At 42.6% G+C, this 14,101-nt stretch carries 14 protein-coding genes and 1 tRNA gene; 10 read left to right on the forward strand and 5 right to left on the reverse strand.

What is annotated here, in order from left to right; genetic code table 11:
- The first annotated feature begins 12 nt into the window (after positions 1-12).
- Entirely contained in the window at positions 13-561 is a 549-nt protein-coding gene (locus ACFS6H_RS15720; RefSeq protein WP_386100967.1) for a GNAT family N-acetyltransferase, read from the forward strand.
- Here ACFS6H_RS15720 and ACFS6H_RS15725 read toward each other — a convergent pair.
- A complete protein-coding gene (locus tag ACFS6H_RS15725) occupies positions 558-1,454 on the reverse strand; it encodes an aldo/keto reductase (RefSeq protein WP_386100970.1) in 897 nt (298 codons plus the stop codon). The two genes, ACFS6H_RS15720 and ACFS6H_RS15725, sit on opposite strands and share 4 nt — an antisense overlap.
- A gap of 238 nt (positions 1,455-1,692) precedes the next feature.
- On the opposite strand from ACFS6H_RS15725, the gene ACFS6H_RS15730 reads away from it, so the two are divergent.
- Positions 1,693-2,517, forward strand: a complete 825-nt coding sequence (locus ACFS6H_RS15730; protein WP_386100973.1) for a glutamate--tRNA ligase family protein — start codon at positions 1,693-1,695, stop codon at positions 2,515-2,517.
- Positions 2,518-2,575: 58 nt separating this feature from the next.
- A complete protein-coding gene (cmk, locus tag ACFS6H_RS15735; RefSeq protein ID WP_386100976.1) occupies positions 2,576-3,259 on the forward strand; it encodes a (d)CMP kinase in 684 nt (227 codons plus the stop codon).
- A gap of 58 nt (positions 3,260-3,317) precedes the next feature.
- On the opposite strand, the gene ACFS6H_RS15740 is transcribed toward cmk, so the two are convergent.
- Positions 3,318-4,076, reverse strand: coding sequence for an FKBP-type peptidyl-prolyl cis-trans isomerase (locus ACFS6H_RS15740; RefSeq protein ID WP_386100979.1), 759 nt, complete (start codon positions 4,074-4,076; stop codon positions 3,318-3,320).
- A gap of 95 nt (positions 4,077-4,171) precedes the next feature.
- Between ACFS6H_RS15740 and ACFS6H_RS15745 the strand changes: the two genes are divergently transcribed.
- Both ACFS6H_RS15745 and ACFS6H_RS15750 read left to right on the forward strand, forming a co-directional pair.
- Positions 4,172-4,609, forward strand: coding sequence for an acyl-CoA thioesterase (locus ACFS6H_RS15745; RefSeq protein ID WP_386100982.1), 438 nt, complete (start codon positions 4,172-4,174; stop codon positions 4,607-4,609).
- 226 nt (positions 4,610-4,835) lie between these two features.
- A complete protein-coding gene (locus ACFS6H_RS15750; protein ID WP_386100985.1) occupies positions 4,836-5,681 on the forward strand; it encodes a DUF4846 domain-containing protein in 846 nt (281 codons plus the stop codon).
- Here ACFS6H_RS15750 and ACFS6H_RS15755 read toward each other — a convergent pair whose 3' ends face one another.
- Positions 5,682-6,239, reverse strand: coding sequence for a hypothetical protein (locus ACFS6H_RS15755; RefSeq protein ID WP_386100988.1), 558 nt, complete (start codon positions 6,237-6,239; stop codon positions 5,682-5,684).
- A gap of 61 nt (positions 6,240-6,300) precedes the next feature.
- Positions 6,301-6,374 (reverse strand) — tRNA-His (locus ACFS6H_RS15760).
- 297 nt (positions 6,375-6,671) lie between these two features.
- Between ACFS6H_RS15760 and ACFS6H_RS15765 the strand changes: the two genes are divergently transcribed.
- Positions 6,672-8,837, forward strand: a complete 2,166-nt coding sequence (locus tag ACFS6H_RS15765) for a carboxy terminal-processing peptidase (protein WP_386100991.1) — start codon at positions 6,672-6,674, stop codon at positions 8,835-8,837.
- A gap of 160 nt (positions 8,838-8,997) precedes the next feature.
- Positions 8,998-9,795 (forward strand): 3-keto-disaccharide hydrolase, encoded by a 798-nt coding sequence (locus ACFS6H_RS15770; protein WP_386100994.1) that lies wholly within the window; start codon positions 8,998-9,000, stop codon positions 9,793-9,795.
- 663 nt (positions 9,796-10,458) lie between these two features.
- On the opposite strand, the gene lpdA is transcribed toward ACFS6H_RS15770, so the two are convergent.
- Positions 10,459-11,859, reverse strand: a complete 1,401-nt coding sequence (lpdA, locus tag ACFS6H_RS15775; protein ID WP_386100997.1) for a dihydrolipoyl dehydrogenase — start codon at positions 11,857-11,859, stop codon at positions 10,459-10,461.
- 220 nt (positions 11,860-12,079) lie between these two features.
- On the opposite strand from lpdA, the gene ACFS6H_RS15780 reads away from it, so the two are divergent.
- The 3 genes from ACFS6H_RS15780 to ACFS6H_RS15790 all read left to right on the forward strand — a co-directional run bounded on the left by ACFS6H_RS15780 (position 12,080) and on the right by ACFS6H_RS15790 (position 14,057).
- A complete protein-coding gene (locus ACFS6H_RS15780) occupies positions 12,080-12,553 on the forward strand; it encodes a 23S rRNA (pseudouridine(1915)-N(3))-methyltransferase RlmH (protein WP_386101000.1) in 474 nt (157 codons plus the stop codon).
- Between the two features lie 54 nt (positions 12,554-12,607).
- Positions 12,608-13,291, forward strand: coding sequence for a rhomboid family intramembrane serine protease (locus ACFS6H_RS15785; RefSeq protein WP_386101003.1), 684 nt, complete (start codon positions 12,608-12,610; stop codon positions 13,289-13,291).
- A 130-nt stretch (positions 13,292-13,421) separates the two neighbouring features.
- Entirely contained in the window at positions 13,422-14,057 is a 636-nt protein-coding gene (locus ACFS6H_RS15790) for a DUF3347 domain-containing protein (protein WP_386101006.1), read from the forward strand.
- The last annotated feature ends 44 nt before the right edge of the window (positions 14,058-14,101 follow it).

Genomic DNA, 14,101 nt, shown 5'->3' on the forward strand with positions numbered 1-14,101 from the left:
ATGATCCGTTCCATGATAGATGAGCAATTTCCCGAAATGACCACCAGCCGTTTCCTCTTACGCCGGATAGTGGCCACCGATATTGAAAATATTTTCAAAGGCTTGTCGCACCCCGATGTGATCAGGTATTATGGCATCAGTTATACCAGTTTAGCAGCTACCCGGGCCCAGATGGACTGGTATGCCCAACTGGAGCGTACCGGCACCGGTATCTGGTGGGCCATTGTTTCACCGGGCGATAATTTATTTTGCGGGGCTGCAGGCCTGAGCAGTTTGCACGCACAACATAAAAAAGCGGAACTGGGACTTTGGTTATTACCCGGTTACTGGGGCCAGGGCATTATGCCCGAAGTAATACCTTTTATTTGCCGTTATGCTTTTGAACAACTGGGCCTGCACCGGATAGAAGCCCAGGTAGAAACGGAGAACATTAATTGTAAAGCAGTGATGCGTAAACTGGGCTTTACCTATGAAGGCTGCATGCGGGATTGCGAAATAAAGGACGGTAAGTTCATCAGCCTGGAAATATATGCCTTGTTACATGCCGGCACTCCAGCTTAACGATGTTCCTGGTAAATTAACGGTTCTATTAATTGTTGCAGTTGTTGATACTCCATTTCGGATAAAGGAGGCAATTCGGTTATTGCCGTAAACTGCTCCAACTGTTCAACAGTTCTGATACCCGCTATTACACTGCCCGTGGCCGGATGTTGTAAAACATATTGTACAGCCAGTTGCATGCTGGTTTTACCATTGGCATCTATCTTTTTCAATGCCTCAATAAACCCCGCTATTTTTTCTCCGGAGTAGGATAGGTAAGGCTTTGCCGGTTTGCCGGCCAGTAACCCCTGCGCAATAGCGCCCCGCACCAGTAATCCTTTATGATTGGCTGCCAATAAAGGCAGGCAGGATTCTTCCGGCCTGCGGTCCAGTAAGCTGTATTGCATCATGACCGTGCTGATACGTGATGTGTCCAGGTATCTCCTGATCACATTAGGCCTGATGGAGGATATGCCATAGGCCCTTATTTTACCCTGTTGCTGTAATTGTTCAAAAGCGGCAATGGTATCATCCGTATCATCATCAATGGTACCGCCATGTAACTGGTACAGGTCAATATAATCAGTTTGTAAACGCTGCAAACTTTGCTCCACTGCTCTGATGATATGTGCTTTGGTGGGATTCCACTGCCAGCCGCTTTTATCCGCATTCCATACATTACCCACCTTGGTACACAGCACAATATTTTTACGGATATGTTGCAAAGCCTTGCCTACAATTACTTCATTTTGCCCGTGATCATACAGATCGGCCGTATCAAAAATAGTAATGCCCTTGTCATAGGCTTTTTGTAATAGGTGAGTGGCATTTTGTGCATCAGTGCCTAACGACATACAACCAAAACCAATGGCTGATACTTTGATATGACTGTTACCCAGGTTTCTGTATTCCATATCCAAATATACAAACAGAAAAATCTATATTTAATGCCGGATAAAAGAAGGATACGATAGTGCTGTGCACTATACTGAACAGCAGTACAGTTGTACAAGGGCTGCCGGATGTGCAGGGCGGCGCACGCAGTAAGCCGGTGCGCAGTAAAACGGAGCACGGTACCCCGTAACAGCCGGAACGGAAGCTGAAAGTTGTTATACAGCTGACAGCCCCATATAATAAACAAGAAAATATACATTGACACCCTTATTCAGAATAGCACCCACCCCCAGCGGATATTTACATATTGGCAATGCCATGTCCTTTGTATACACCGCAAAACTGGCTAAGGATGCCAAGGCTGGTTTATTGCTGCGTATTGATGATATGGACAGCGAACGGACAAGGCCTGCTTATGTACAGGATATTTTTGATACGCTGCAGTTTTTACAGCTGCACCCGGATAGCGGCCCCGCTAATGCGGAAGAGCTGAAGACAAAATACACACAGCAAAAACGCATTCCGTTATATGAAAAGGCATTACAGCAACTGATCACAACAGGATTGGTATATGCCTGCAGTTGCTCCCGTAAAACCCTGGAACAACAGCATGGCCGTTGTAACTGTAATGGTGCTGCAGCTACCCTGGCAGAGAAAGATATGGCCTTAAGAATAAAAGTGCAAACGGGTACCACTATTCATTTTACTGATGCATTACAGGGTGCGGTAACCATTGACCTGTATAAGACAGCCGGTAGTTTTGTAGTAAGAAGAAAAGACGGCATACCAGCTTACCAACTGGTATCCTTATGCGATGATATTTTTTTTGGTGTTACACATATTGTACGCGGACAGGACCTTTTACATTCTACCGCCATGCAATTGTATCTTGCGGAGTTATTGCAGTACAACACTTTTGTAAATACCATTTTTTATCATCATCCTGTTATTACCGGTCATACAGGAGAAAAACTATCCAAATCCGCTGGTGCAACATCCATCAGGGAAATGAGCCGGCATCAAACCCCGCAGGAAGTACTTGCCACCATTAACCGGTTATTAAAAGAGAACGGTTTACTATAAAATAATCGCCCTTGTTCTGCGGGGTTGCAAAGGGATTAATTACTTTTGCAGCAGTATTATGAATAAGATTGTTGTAACCATAGACGGGTGGAGCAGTTGCGGTAAAAGCACGCTGGCCAAACAACTGGCCAAGAAACTGAATTATGTGTACGTGGACAGTGGCGCCATGTACCGGGCTATTACCCTTTATTTTATTCGTAACAGTGTTGATATTACCGATATCAAAGAAGTGGAAGCCGCGCTGGCGGAAATTAATTTAGAGTTCCGTTTTAACGAAGTAAGCCAGTCCAGCGAAATGTACCTGAACGAGGAGAACGTGGAATATGTGATCCGCGACCTGGTAATTGCCGAAAAAGTAAGCGATGTGGCTGCCATTAAGGAAGTAAGGACTTTTGCCGTGGCCGCACAACAAAAAATGGGTACAAAAAAAGGCATTGTAATGGATGGCCGTGATATTGGTACCGTGGTTTTTCCCAAAGCCGAGATGAAAATATTTATGACTGCCGATAATGCAGTACGGGTAGAACGCCGTTTTAAGGAACTATACGCCAAGAACCCCAATATTACCATTGAAGAGGTAAAGAACAACCTGGAAATGCGTGATTATATTGACAGCCACCGCGAAGTAAGCCCGTTACGACAAGCCAAAGACGCCGTGGTACTGGATAATACAAACCTCACCCCGGACGAACAATTGAAGCTGGCTTTAGGCTGGATAAAAGCGATAAAAGAAAAAGGTTAAGCAGTGCTTAACCTTTTTTTATACAGATCATTCAATTTACTGTAAACTGTTAGCGGCATTAATCATTACCCGCGCCGTTTGCTTTTTTTACATCAACCAGTTCGATATCAAAAATCAATGCAGCACCGCCTGGTATTTTGGGAGGACTGCCATGTAAACCATAAGCCAGGTTATAAGGAATATACAGCCTGTATTTAGAGCCTACAGGCATTAACTGTAACCCTTCGGTCCAGCCTGGTATAACACGGTTCAGCGGAAAAGAAATGGGCTCGGTGCCATGCAGCCTGGAGCCATCAAACTCAACGCCGTCGATGAGGGTACCACTGTAATGAGCCGTTACCGTATCAACCGCCAGCGGTTTAATACCGGTTCCTAATGTTATTACCTCGTATTGTAAACCACTTGGAGTGGTTTTTACACCGGGGCGTTTGGCATTGCGGGCTAAAAAGGCAGTGCCGGAGTCGATCACGGCTTTACTTTTAGCTTCCTGCATTTTATTGGCGTAGGCATTTAAAATGGTAAAAGATGAATTGTCGTCGATCAGGGTGGGTTTGTTGGCAAATACATCTTTCATGGCTTGTTCCATGATCTTTGTATTGATCTTATCCATGCTCTGCATTTTTAATGAGCTGGCAACATTTACACCCAGGGCATAACTGGCCGAATCGGACAAGGTTTTTAACGTTAAAGCAGGAGCAGCAGGTTTGGCAGCCCCTGGTTTGGTTGTTTTTACCGGCGCCTTGGGCTTTGGAGTAGTTTGTGCAAGCAGGCTTAATGGTAATGCAAGCACTGCTGTAGCAGCAATAATTTTATTCATGTATAAAAATTAAGGAAGCAAAAATAAATATTGCTGTCCTATTATAATACACACAAACCAGTAATTTAGCATATTGTTGATAAAATAGAAAGGTTATGAGCTCATTTATCCAGGAAGTACAGATACGTTGGTCCGATCTTGACCCCAATATTCACCTGCGTCATTCGGTATACTATGACTGGGGCGCTTTTTGCCGGATAGCCTTTTTAACGGACAGGGGACTGTCTACCGAAGTGATGAACCAGTTACAGATAGGCCCTATTTTATTCCGCGAGGAATGTATTTTCCGCCGTGAGATACGTTTGGGTGATACCGTTACCATTAATTTAAAACTGCTGAAAGCGAAAAGAGATTTCGCCCGCTGGTCCATTGTACATGAAATTGTAAAAAACGGCGATACCACATCGGCGGTATTAACGGTAGAAGGGGCCTGGCTGGATATTGCCCGCCGTAAACTATCCACACCACCACCCAAGGTAAATGAAGTATTTTCCCTGATGGATAAGGCTGATGATTTTACCTGGTTAGATTAATAGTGGCTCTCCTGCAATTATTTTTATGAGCCCGGCTGCATCACTTCGGGCATCAACTGTTGCGCCTGCCCCGACGAGCATAGCGGAACCCGGGGTCGCACACTTGTGCTGCACCAACACTGTTCAGCATCCTGTAAGCCATACCGGGTATGCCTGTTAACATTTTCCTAAATGGCCTTTACACCTTATGGAAATAACGGCTCGTTCCGTCATGGTAAAAAAGCTTATGCGATTTGCCTGTAGTTTATTGTTAACCGTTTCACTGACCGCCTGTAACAATCATACAAAATCTACAAACAGTAACAGTACTGCCGTAGCTATACAGGCCGAAGAAAAAGTATATACAAATATTAAAGATATCCCTGTACCCCAAGGATACGAACGTATACATGTTACCCCCGGTTCATATGGCGCTTTTTTAAGAAACCTTCCTTTGCAGGAGGATAATACCGTGTACCTGTATAACGGGAGTAAAAAAAGCAATCAGTCCGCTCAGTTTTCCGTATTGAGTATGGATATAGGCAACCGCGACCTGCAACAATGCGCCGATGCTGCCATGCGTTTATATGGCGAATACCGGTATGCACAACAGCAGTACGATAAAATAAGTTTTCGTTTTACGAATGGCTTTGATTGTTCTTTTAATAAATATGCAGCCGGTTACAGGGTAGTGGTGAATGGCAATAAAACAAACTGGTCTTTACAATCAAAACCTGATAGCAGTTACAGTAGTTTTCGCAAGTATATGGACCTGGTATTTAATTATGCCGGTACCCGGTCCTTACACGGACAAATGAAAACAGTTGACTTTACTGATATGCAGCCCGGCGATGTGCTGGTACAAACCGGCGACCCTTACGGCCATGCCGTAACAGTGATGGATATGGCCCTGAACAAACAAACCGGGGATACGGTATTTATGTTATCACAGAGTTATATGCCGGCACAACATATTCATGTATTGCTGAATCCTTCCGGTGAAGGTAAAACACCCTGGTACAGTATTAACTTCAGCGGTAAACTGTATACACCGGAGTGGACATTTAACCGGTCGGACTTAAAAAGATTTTAATTACCCTAAATAAAAGATAAGAGCATTAACAGCGCCGATAATAGCACCGGTGATAAGACCTGCCACCTGTAAACCTGCCAGTGGCTTTTGTAGCGGGGTTTGTAGTTGTTCCTTAAGCCTGGCATCGGGTAGGGCATTTATCTTTTCGCTGACCAGTTGTTCCATATTAAAAGAAGCCGCCAGGTTGCCGGATAATTGCTGCATGATCTCGGGGAAAAGGGTTTGCAGTTGTTTGATAAAAACAGCTTTTAGCTGGTCTGTGGTTTTATTGCCGATGAACATGCCGATCATGGGAATTTCTTCTTTGAGTTTTACGTTTAAAAACTCATCAATATGTTTTTCAATGGCAGGCATGGCTGTTTCCAGTAAGCCGGCATCGCTTAATTTATCCCGGAAACTATCCAGGGAAATATGCTCGGCAGCAAAATGCCCGATGTGAGTAGCCAGGCTGTGTTTATGGCGAACGATGCTGTTGACCAGGTAACGGGAACATAACCAGGCAGCCAGCCAGCCTAAAAACGCCGATATGATTAAACTTAGAAAAAGAGAAATTGCCATGGAAACTTAAATAGCATGATAAAATAAAAACCCCGAATAAAAATATCCGGGGTTTATTCGGGGTGGCTAACCGGGCTCGAACCGGCGACCCTCAGAACCACAATCTGATGCTCTAACCAACTGAGCTACAACCACCATTTTTGCCCCTACAAACAACTATTTTGTAAAAGCGACTGCAAAAGTAATAAAATTTGATTTACACTTACATGAAAACCAAGTATTTTTTTTAAAATTAATCAAACCGCAGGCAAATCTGTTACTATAAAGATTGGCACATTTTTCGGCTATTAACAAACTTTATGAACAGGCTCCATTGATAGTGCTTCAACACCATTCATCAAAAAGCAAAGTTAAAAGGTTGATAATGCACGAAAATGTTCGTTTTTATGTTATTTTTGGATTATGCGTTCTGCAATAAAATATTTAACAGATATGAAGAGACTTCCCATAGTGATACTACTGGTTGTAGCAGGTTTTTTTCTGGCCTTTAAAACGATAAATGCCGGTGGCGCAAAAACGCCTCCCGGTAAATACGAAGAAATATTAAGAATGGTGGGAGAGATGCTGAAACAAGGACATTTTAGCCCTAAAAATATTGATGACAGTCTTTCACTGAAAATTTTTGACGGTTACGTGAAAATGCTGGACCCTGATAAGACCTTTTTCTTACAGCGTGACCTGGATTCCCTGAAAAAGATATATGGTACCAAACTGGACGATGAGATCAACGGAGCGCCCGTTGTATTCTTTAAAGAAGCCGGTAAAGTATTCAAATCAAGGGTAGCTGAATCCTCAGCCATAGCGGTAAGCTTTTTAAAAAAGCCGTTTAACTACAAAGTAGATGAAGAGGTAGAACTGGACTCCAAGAACTACGATTTTACCAATACGGCCGCCGACCGTAATGAAAGATGGCGCAAAAAAGTAAAGCTGATGGCCCTGGAGCAATACTCCGACCTGTTAACCGTTCGTGACCGGAACAAAGGCACCGACAGTTTTGTGGTTAAAGCCGATTCAACTTTAGAAAGAGAAGCACGCCAAAAGGCCAATAAAACCCTGGACAGGATATTTGAACGTTACAGTCATAAGTTTACTGATGATGACCTGTTCAGCCTTTACGTTAACTCTATTACCGCACTGATGGATACGCATACCGAGTTTATGCCTCCTGAGGATAAAAGATATTTTGACGAAGAGATGAGCGGTACCTTCTATGGTATTGGCGCTTTATTACAATACGATGAGGGTAGTATTAAAATTGCCAGCGTGGTTGCGGGTGGTCCTGCTGCCAAATCGGGCCAGATAGAAGCCGGTGACTATATAGTAAAAGTTACCGAAGCGGGCAGTCATGAAACCGTTGAACTGGTAGGCTACCTGGTAAGCGATGCGGTAAAAGTGATCCGTGGTAAAGAAGGCAGCTCTGTAACCCTGACCATTAAAAAAACAGATGGCCGTTTAAAGGATGTGACCATAAAACGTGAAAAAATTGATAACGATATTGAGACCTTTGCCCGCAGTGTAGTGGTGAATGAAGGTGGTTTAAAAATAGGTTATATCTACCTGCCCTCCTTCTATGCCAACTTTGATGATGCCAATGGCCGTCGTTGTTACCTGGATGTAGCCAGGGAACTGCAAAAATTAAAAGAACAGAATATTGACGGCGTGGTAATGGACCTGCGTAATAATGGTGGCGGCTCCTTATACGATGTGGTGCAGATGGCCGGTTTATTTATTGGTGAAGGCCCGGTGGTACAGGTAAAAGACCGTATTAACAAACCCAATGTATTAAGCGATAAAGACAAATCGGTATTGTATACCGGTCCTTTAGCGGTAATGGTAAATGAGTTCAGCGCTTCGGCATCGGAAATATTTGCGGCTGCTATACAGGACTATGGCCGTGGAGTGGTTATCGGCAGCACCTCTACTTATGGTAAAGGAACCGTGCAGCGTAATATCGGTATTGATAAAAATGGTTTTTCTAATACCAATGCAGAACTGGGCACCATTAAATTAACCCTGCAGAAATTCTACCGTATTAATGGTGGTTCAACACAGCTGAATGGCGTTAATTCCGATATCGTATTACCTGACCAATACGAGTTTTTAAAAGTAAGAGAGAAAGATGCAGAGAATGCCCTGGAATGGGACGAAATAGCTAAATCGCCTTACAAAACCTGGGATGCCGGTTATAATTTAAACGATGTAAAAAATTTAAGCAATGCCCGTTTGCAAAACGATACCGTCTTTAGTAAAATACATGATTATGCAAAATGGTTGTATGAGAACAACAATAAAACAGTTTCCTTAAAACTGGATACTTACAAAAAAACGCAGAAAGAGATCAGCGATGTAGTAGCAAAAACAAGGAACCTGCTTAAATTAAAAGAAGAACTGAATGTTGCTTCGCTTGACAATGAAAAAGACAAATACACGGAAGACAAGGCCAAACTGGAGCGTTATAACCAATGGTTAACAGCTTTACGCCAGGATATTTACCTGAACCAGGCTGTGAAAGTGATCAACGATGTGGTGAACCTGCAGAATATTGCCAAAGGTAAAGGGCAGGCAAAGTCTGAAGAAGCACCCAAAAAAGCATTCTGATCAAACAAAATAATACTCTTAAAAGGTCCGGCAATTGCCGGACCTTTTTTTATAATAATAAGAAGTATAAGAACCATTATTATTGGTTGCCCGCTTTTACACAAAATGCCTATTTTTATTGGCTAGTTATATGTTAAGGTATTGCTTTAAACTTTTTATTATGCGTCAATTATCGGCTCTGCTCATTTTCGCTGTCTTATTTTATGCTATGGGTTGTTCCCCCAAGACCAATAAAAACAGTCAGACCAGGGATGAGTGGGTAGCTCTTTTTAATGGTAAAGATGTGAATGACTGGATCGTAAAGATCCATCACCATGAAACCGGGGATAATTATGGCAATACTTTCAGGGTGGAAGATGGTATACTCAAAGTACGTTATGACCAGTATGATGGTTTTAAAGAGCGTTACGGGCACCTGTATTATAAAACGCCTTTTTCCAGGTACCATTTAAAGCTGGAATACCGTTTTGCCGATGGCTGGATGACCGATGCGCCATCCTACACGGTTTTAAACAGCGGGGTAATGTATCATTCCCAGGACCCTCATACCATGCCTAAGGAGCAGGACTGGCCTATATCGGTAGAAATGCAGTTCCTGGCCGGCTTACCCGATGGCAAACCCAGGCCAACAGGCAATATGTGCTCACCGGGTACGGATATTGTGTACCAGGGTTCGGTATACAGCGGTCACTGTTTAAACTCCACTTCCAAAACTTACCAGCCAAACGAATGGGTAAAGGCCGAACTGATTGTTCAGGGCAATGATTTGATCACGCATATCATTAACGGTGATACCGTATTACAATATTCAAAACCTTCCATTGGTGGTGGTGTGGCCAACCGTTATGATCCCAAACAGAAAGTAGATGGTACGCCTTTGAAAAGTGGCTTTATTGCCTTACAAAGTGAGGGCCAGCCGATTGATTTCAGGAATATTGTGTTGAAGGAGCTGGAGTAATGAATGCTGAATGATAGAATGAGGAATTATGAATTATGAATAATAAACTATAAGCAGGACTATAGAAAGCTTATAATTTCAGGAGCTATGCGAAGCTTGCAGCTTCGCATCAATATGTTATCGCCTTTGGCCATAAAAAGACCTGCTTTGTTATTACTGTTTGTTGATTAAGAAAAAATGATCAGGATAAGAATGAACAAGTTGATTTTACCGTGTACCGGAGCACTCATCCCCATTCTTATGTATCGGCTATTGCCATATGACGGTGAATTTGCATTATTCATTTTCATAGCCTTACTATGGAGTATTATCGCCGGTATTATACTGGGAATAATTGTTGACAATATAAATTTAAAGAGAAGAAAACATGTTGCTTTCGCACTATCTGTTATCATTTTAATATTCTTGAATTACTGGACATTCCCCTTTAAATAACCAATTGACGCTACCCATAATCTGACCGGTAAAATCCCCCAGGGCGATAGAATAAATATGCGAAGCTACAAGCCTCGCATAGCGATAGCAATTTGCCAAATGCCCAATAGCGAATGGGACGCTGAAGTGAGTGACACAACCACAGTTCAATCAGGGGAGGAACGCTGATAACATAAAAATAAAAAAGCCCGGAATAATTCCGGGCTGTGTATAGTAAGTAATTACTTATTATAAATGTATCGCTTCACCGTAGGCTACTTCAATAGCATCTTTCACACTTTCGCTGATAGTCGGGTGGGGGTGAATGCTGTTCAGTACTTCCTGGTAAGTGGTTTCCAGCTTACGGGCAGTAACGGTTTGTGTAATAATTTCAGTTACGTTATAACCGATAGCGTGGGTACCTAACCACTCGCCATATTTTGCATCAAAAATTACTTTTATAAAACCTTCAGGATGGCCGGCAGCAGATGCTTTACCGGAAACGCTTAACGGGAATTTACCTACTTTAATTTCGTAACCCGCTTCTTTAGCCTGTGTTTCGGTATAACCTACTGATGCAATTTCAGGATAACAGTAAGTACAACCCGGTACGTTGTTATAATCAATTGGTTCAGGCTGGTGGTGGTATTTGCCCTCTGCTTTAGCAATGGCTTCAATACAAATAATACCTTCTTTACTGGCTACGTGTGCCAGGGCCTGGCCGGGAGCACAGTCACCAATAGCATAAAAACCTTCTACGTTTGTTTTGTAGAATTTATCTACCGCAATACGTCCTTTTTCGGTTTTAATGCCCAGTTCCTCTAAACCAATACCTTCAATATTGGCAGCAACACCTACCGCGCTTAACAATATATCAGCTTCCAGGGTTACTTCACCATTAGCAGTTTTTACAGTGGCTTTAACACCGTTACCCGATGTATCTACCGCTGTTACTTCGCTGCCGGTCATAATATCGATACCTTGTTTCTTGAAGTTTTTCTCCAGTTCTTTTGATACTTCCTCATCCTCAACAGGTACAATACGTGGTAAAAACTCCACGATGGTAACCTTGCTGCCGATGCTGTTGTAGAAATAACCAAATTCAACACCGATGGCACCACTACCTACCACGATAATGCTTTTAGGCTGCTGTGGCAATACCATTGCTTCACGGTAACCGATGATTTTTTTGCCATCCTGTTTTAAGGCAGGCAGTTCGCGGCTGCGGCCACCTGTTGCTATTACAATATGTTTTCCTTCTACCACTTGTTTCTGACCACCGTTATCAACCTCAACCTTTCCTTTTGCCACCAGTTTACCAAAACCGTTGATAATGTCAATTTTGTTCTTACGCATTAAGAATTGTACACCCTTGCTCATTTTATCGGCAACACCACGGCTGCGCTTGATAATAGCATCAAATTTAGGCGTACCGCTTGCTTCAATACCATAGGATTCAGCATGCTTGATATCGTTAACTACCTGTGCACTTTTTAATAAAGCTTTGGTGGGAATACAACCCCAGTTCAGGCAAATACCACCTAAACTTTCCTTTTCAATAATAGCCGTTTTAAAGCCTAATTGTGATGCACGGATTGCTGCTACATATCCGCCGGGGCCGCTGCCCAATACAACTACGTCGTATGCCATATACTGTTATTTAATATTTGTGTTTGTAGTTTTCGTTAAAAAAGTCAGGCGAAGTTATTTGAAAACCATGAAATAGGCAAAACCAATCATTTTATCTCTTTTTGCCATAAGTATAACAAAGGCCGTGATCATTTGGTTTAACTATTTTAAAGCTACCCGGTTAACCCGGAAATACCCTTTTGATTTTTACGTCCAACCCGCTTTTACCTACATTTGCCGCATGATAGTAAGCTTCTGGACAATCGGTAAAGCTCATGACGCCTATGTAAAACAAGGCATAGAGGATTTTACCCGGCGGATCACCAATTACTTTAAGGTGGAATGGCAGATCATTCCCCCATTGAAGAACACCGCCAATATGCCGGAGACGGAAGTAAAAAAAAGAGAGGCTGAGCTGGTATTGCAGGCTTTGGATAAAACGGATTATTTAGTATTGCTGGACGAAAGAGGCAAACAGATAAGCTCTGAGGCCCTCGCAAATTTTATACAAACACGCGCCAATGAAAGTACCAGGAAACTGGTGTTCCTGATCGGCGGGGCTTTTGGGGTAGATGCTCAAATAAACCAAAGGGCCAATTACCAATGGAGCTTATCCACCCTGGTTTTTCCGCACCAGCTGGTAAGGCTTATACTGGCCGAACAGGTATACCGTGCCTGCAGTATTTTACGCAATGAAAAATACCATCATCAATAAGATTAACTGTTCCATTTTATTTGTGACTTGCATATAATCCGTTATTTTTAAGCTATGGAATTTTCTTTCACGCTGGTTGTAGTTGCCATTACCGTTTTAATATCTTACAGGGCTTTTAACAGCGATAAGCTGATGGGGGATCTTATTTTTTACCCGCCCGCGGTAACCGACCGTAACCAATGGTACCGCTTTATTACCTGCGGCGTGATACATGCCGATTGGGGGCACCTGATCTTTAATATGTATGCCCTGTACATATTTGGAGCAGGCCAGGGAAATACCGGGGTTGAATTTACTTTCCGTACCGTATTTGGCCAGTTTGGTAATCTTTATTATTTATTGATGTATGTTACCGCGCTGGTGGTGTGTATGATTCCCACTTATTTAAAAAACCGGAACAACTATCATTACCGCAGCCTGGGGGCATCAGGCGCTGTATCGGCTGTTATTTTTGCTTATATGTTTTTTAATCCCACTATTAAACTGGGGTTATTGTTCATTCCTATATATATGCCCGGCTTTTTATTTGGTTTTATTTATTTACTGATCTCCACCTGGTTTGCCAACAAGGGTGGGGGTTATATCAACCACTCAGCCCATATCTGGGGGGCCATATGGGGCATTGTTTTTGTCATCATTTTTTGCACCGCTTTTTCTGATTACCCGGTTGTGCAGGAGTTTATAAACCAGGTGTCCAATATGAGTGCATCGGACTTTATACAGTTTGGCCGTTACTAAATTTATACCCGGGATAACAGATTCTATGGCTGCATACTTCGCAGGAACAGGCCAACAAAATACGGGTCACTGTGTATGTTGCCTTATATTTACACTATATCTATCCATTGATTTTAATTTTTTTTAACAAATGAAAAAGGTTTTATTAATAATTCTCGTCTTATTGCTGGGTGCTGCTACAGCATTCTGGTTTTTTGTATTAAAAGGTGGCAAAAAGGGACCTAAGGCCGAAAAAACACTGGTAGCCATAAAAGGCGGTAAACGCAGTGAAGCCTTCAACGCTTCCTTACAGGCCATGTTAACCGATTATTATGGTTTAACGGAAGGCCTGGTGAACTGGGATACAGCGGCCGTTGGAAAATATAGTGTGTTATTACAAAGCTCTATTGACGGTGTAAAAATTGATGAATTAAAAGACGATACCACCGGTTTGTATTTAACTGCCCAGGACCCGATTGCCAATGCAAAAACAAATGTAGCAGCCTTAATAACTGCAGCAACTTTAGAGGAGAAAAGGGTGGTGTTTAACCAGCTTTCGGATAATATCCGCAACCTGTTACAAACCCTGCCCCCGGATAGTGGTGTTATTTACTGGCAGGAATGCCCCATGGCATTCGGAGAAAATACAACTGGCGGCTGGTTAAGCAATAAAGAAGAAATAAGAAACCCTTACCTGGGTACCAGCCATCCGAAGTATAAGAACAGTATGTTATCCTGTGGTGAAATAAAACATACCATCAGGCCCGATACCAGTAGTGTACAGTAAATCTCTTGCAGAGCAGTGAACAACCCGTATTTTATATCTCAATA

The organism is Terrimonas rubra, assembly GCF_042686025.1.
Classification (GTDB): domain Bacteria; phylum Bacteroidota; class Bacteroidia; order Chitinophagales; family Chitinophagaceae; genus Terrimonas; species Terrimonas rubra.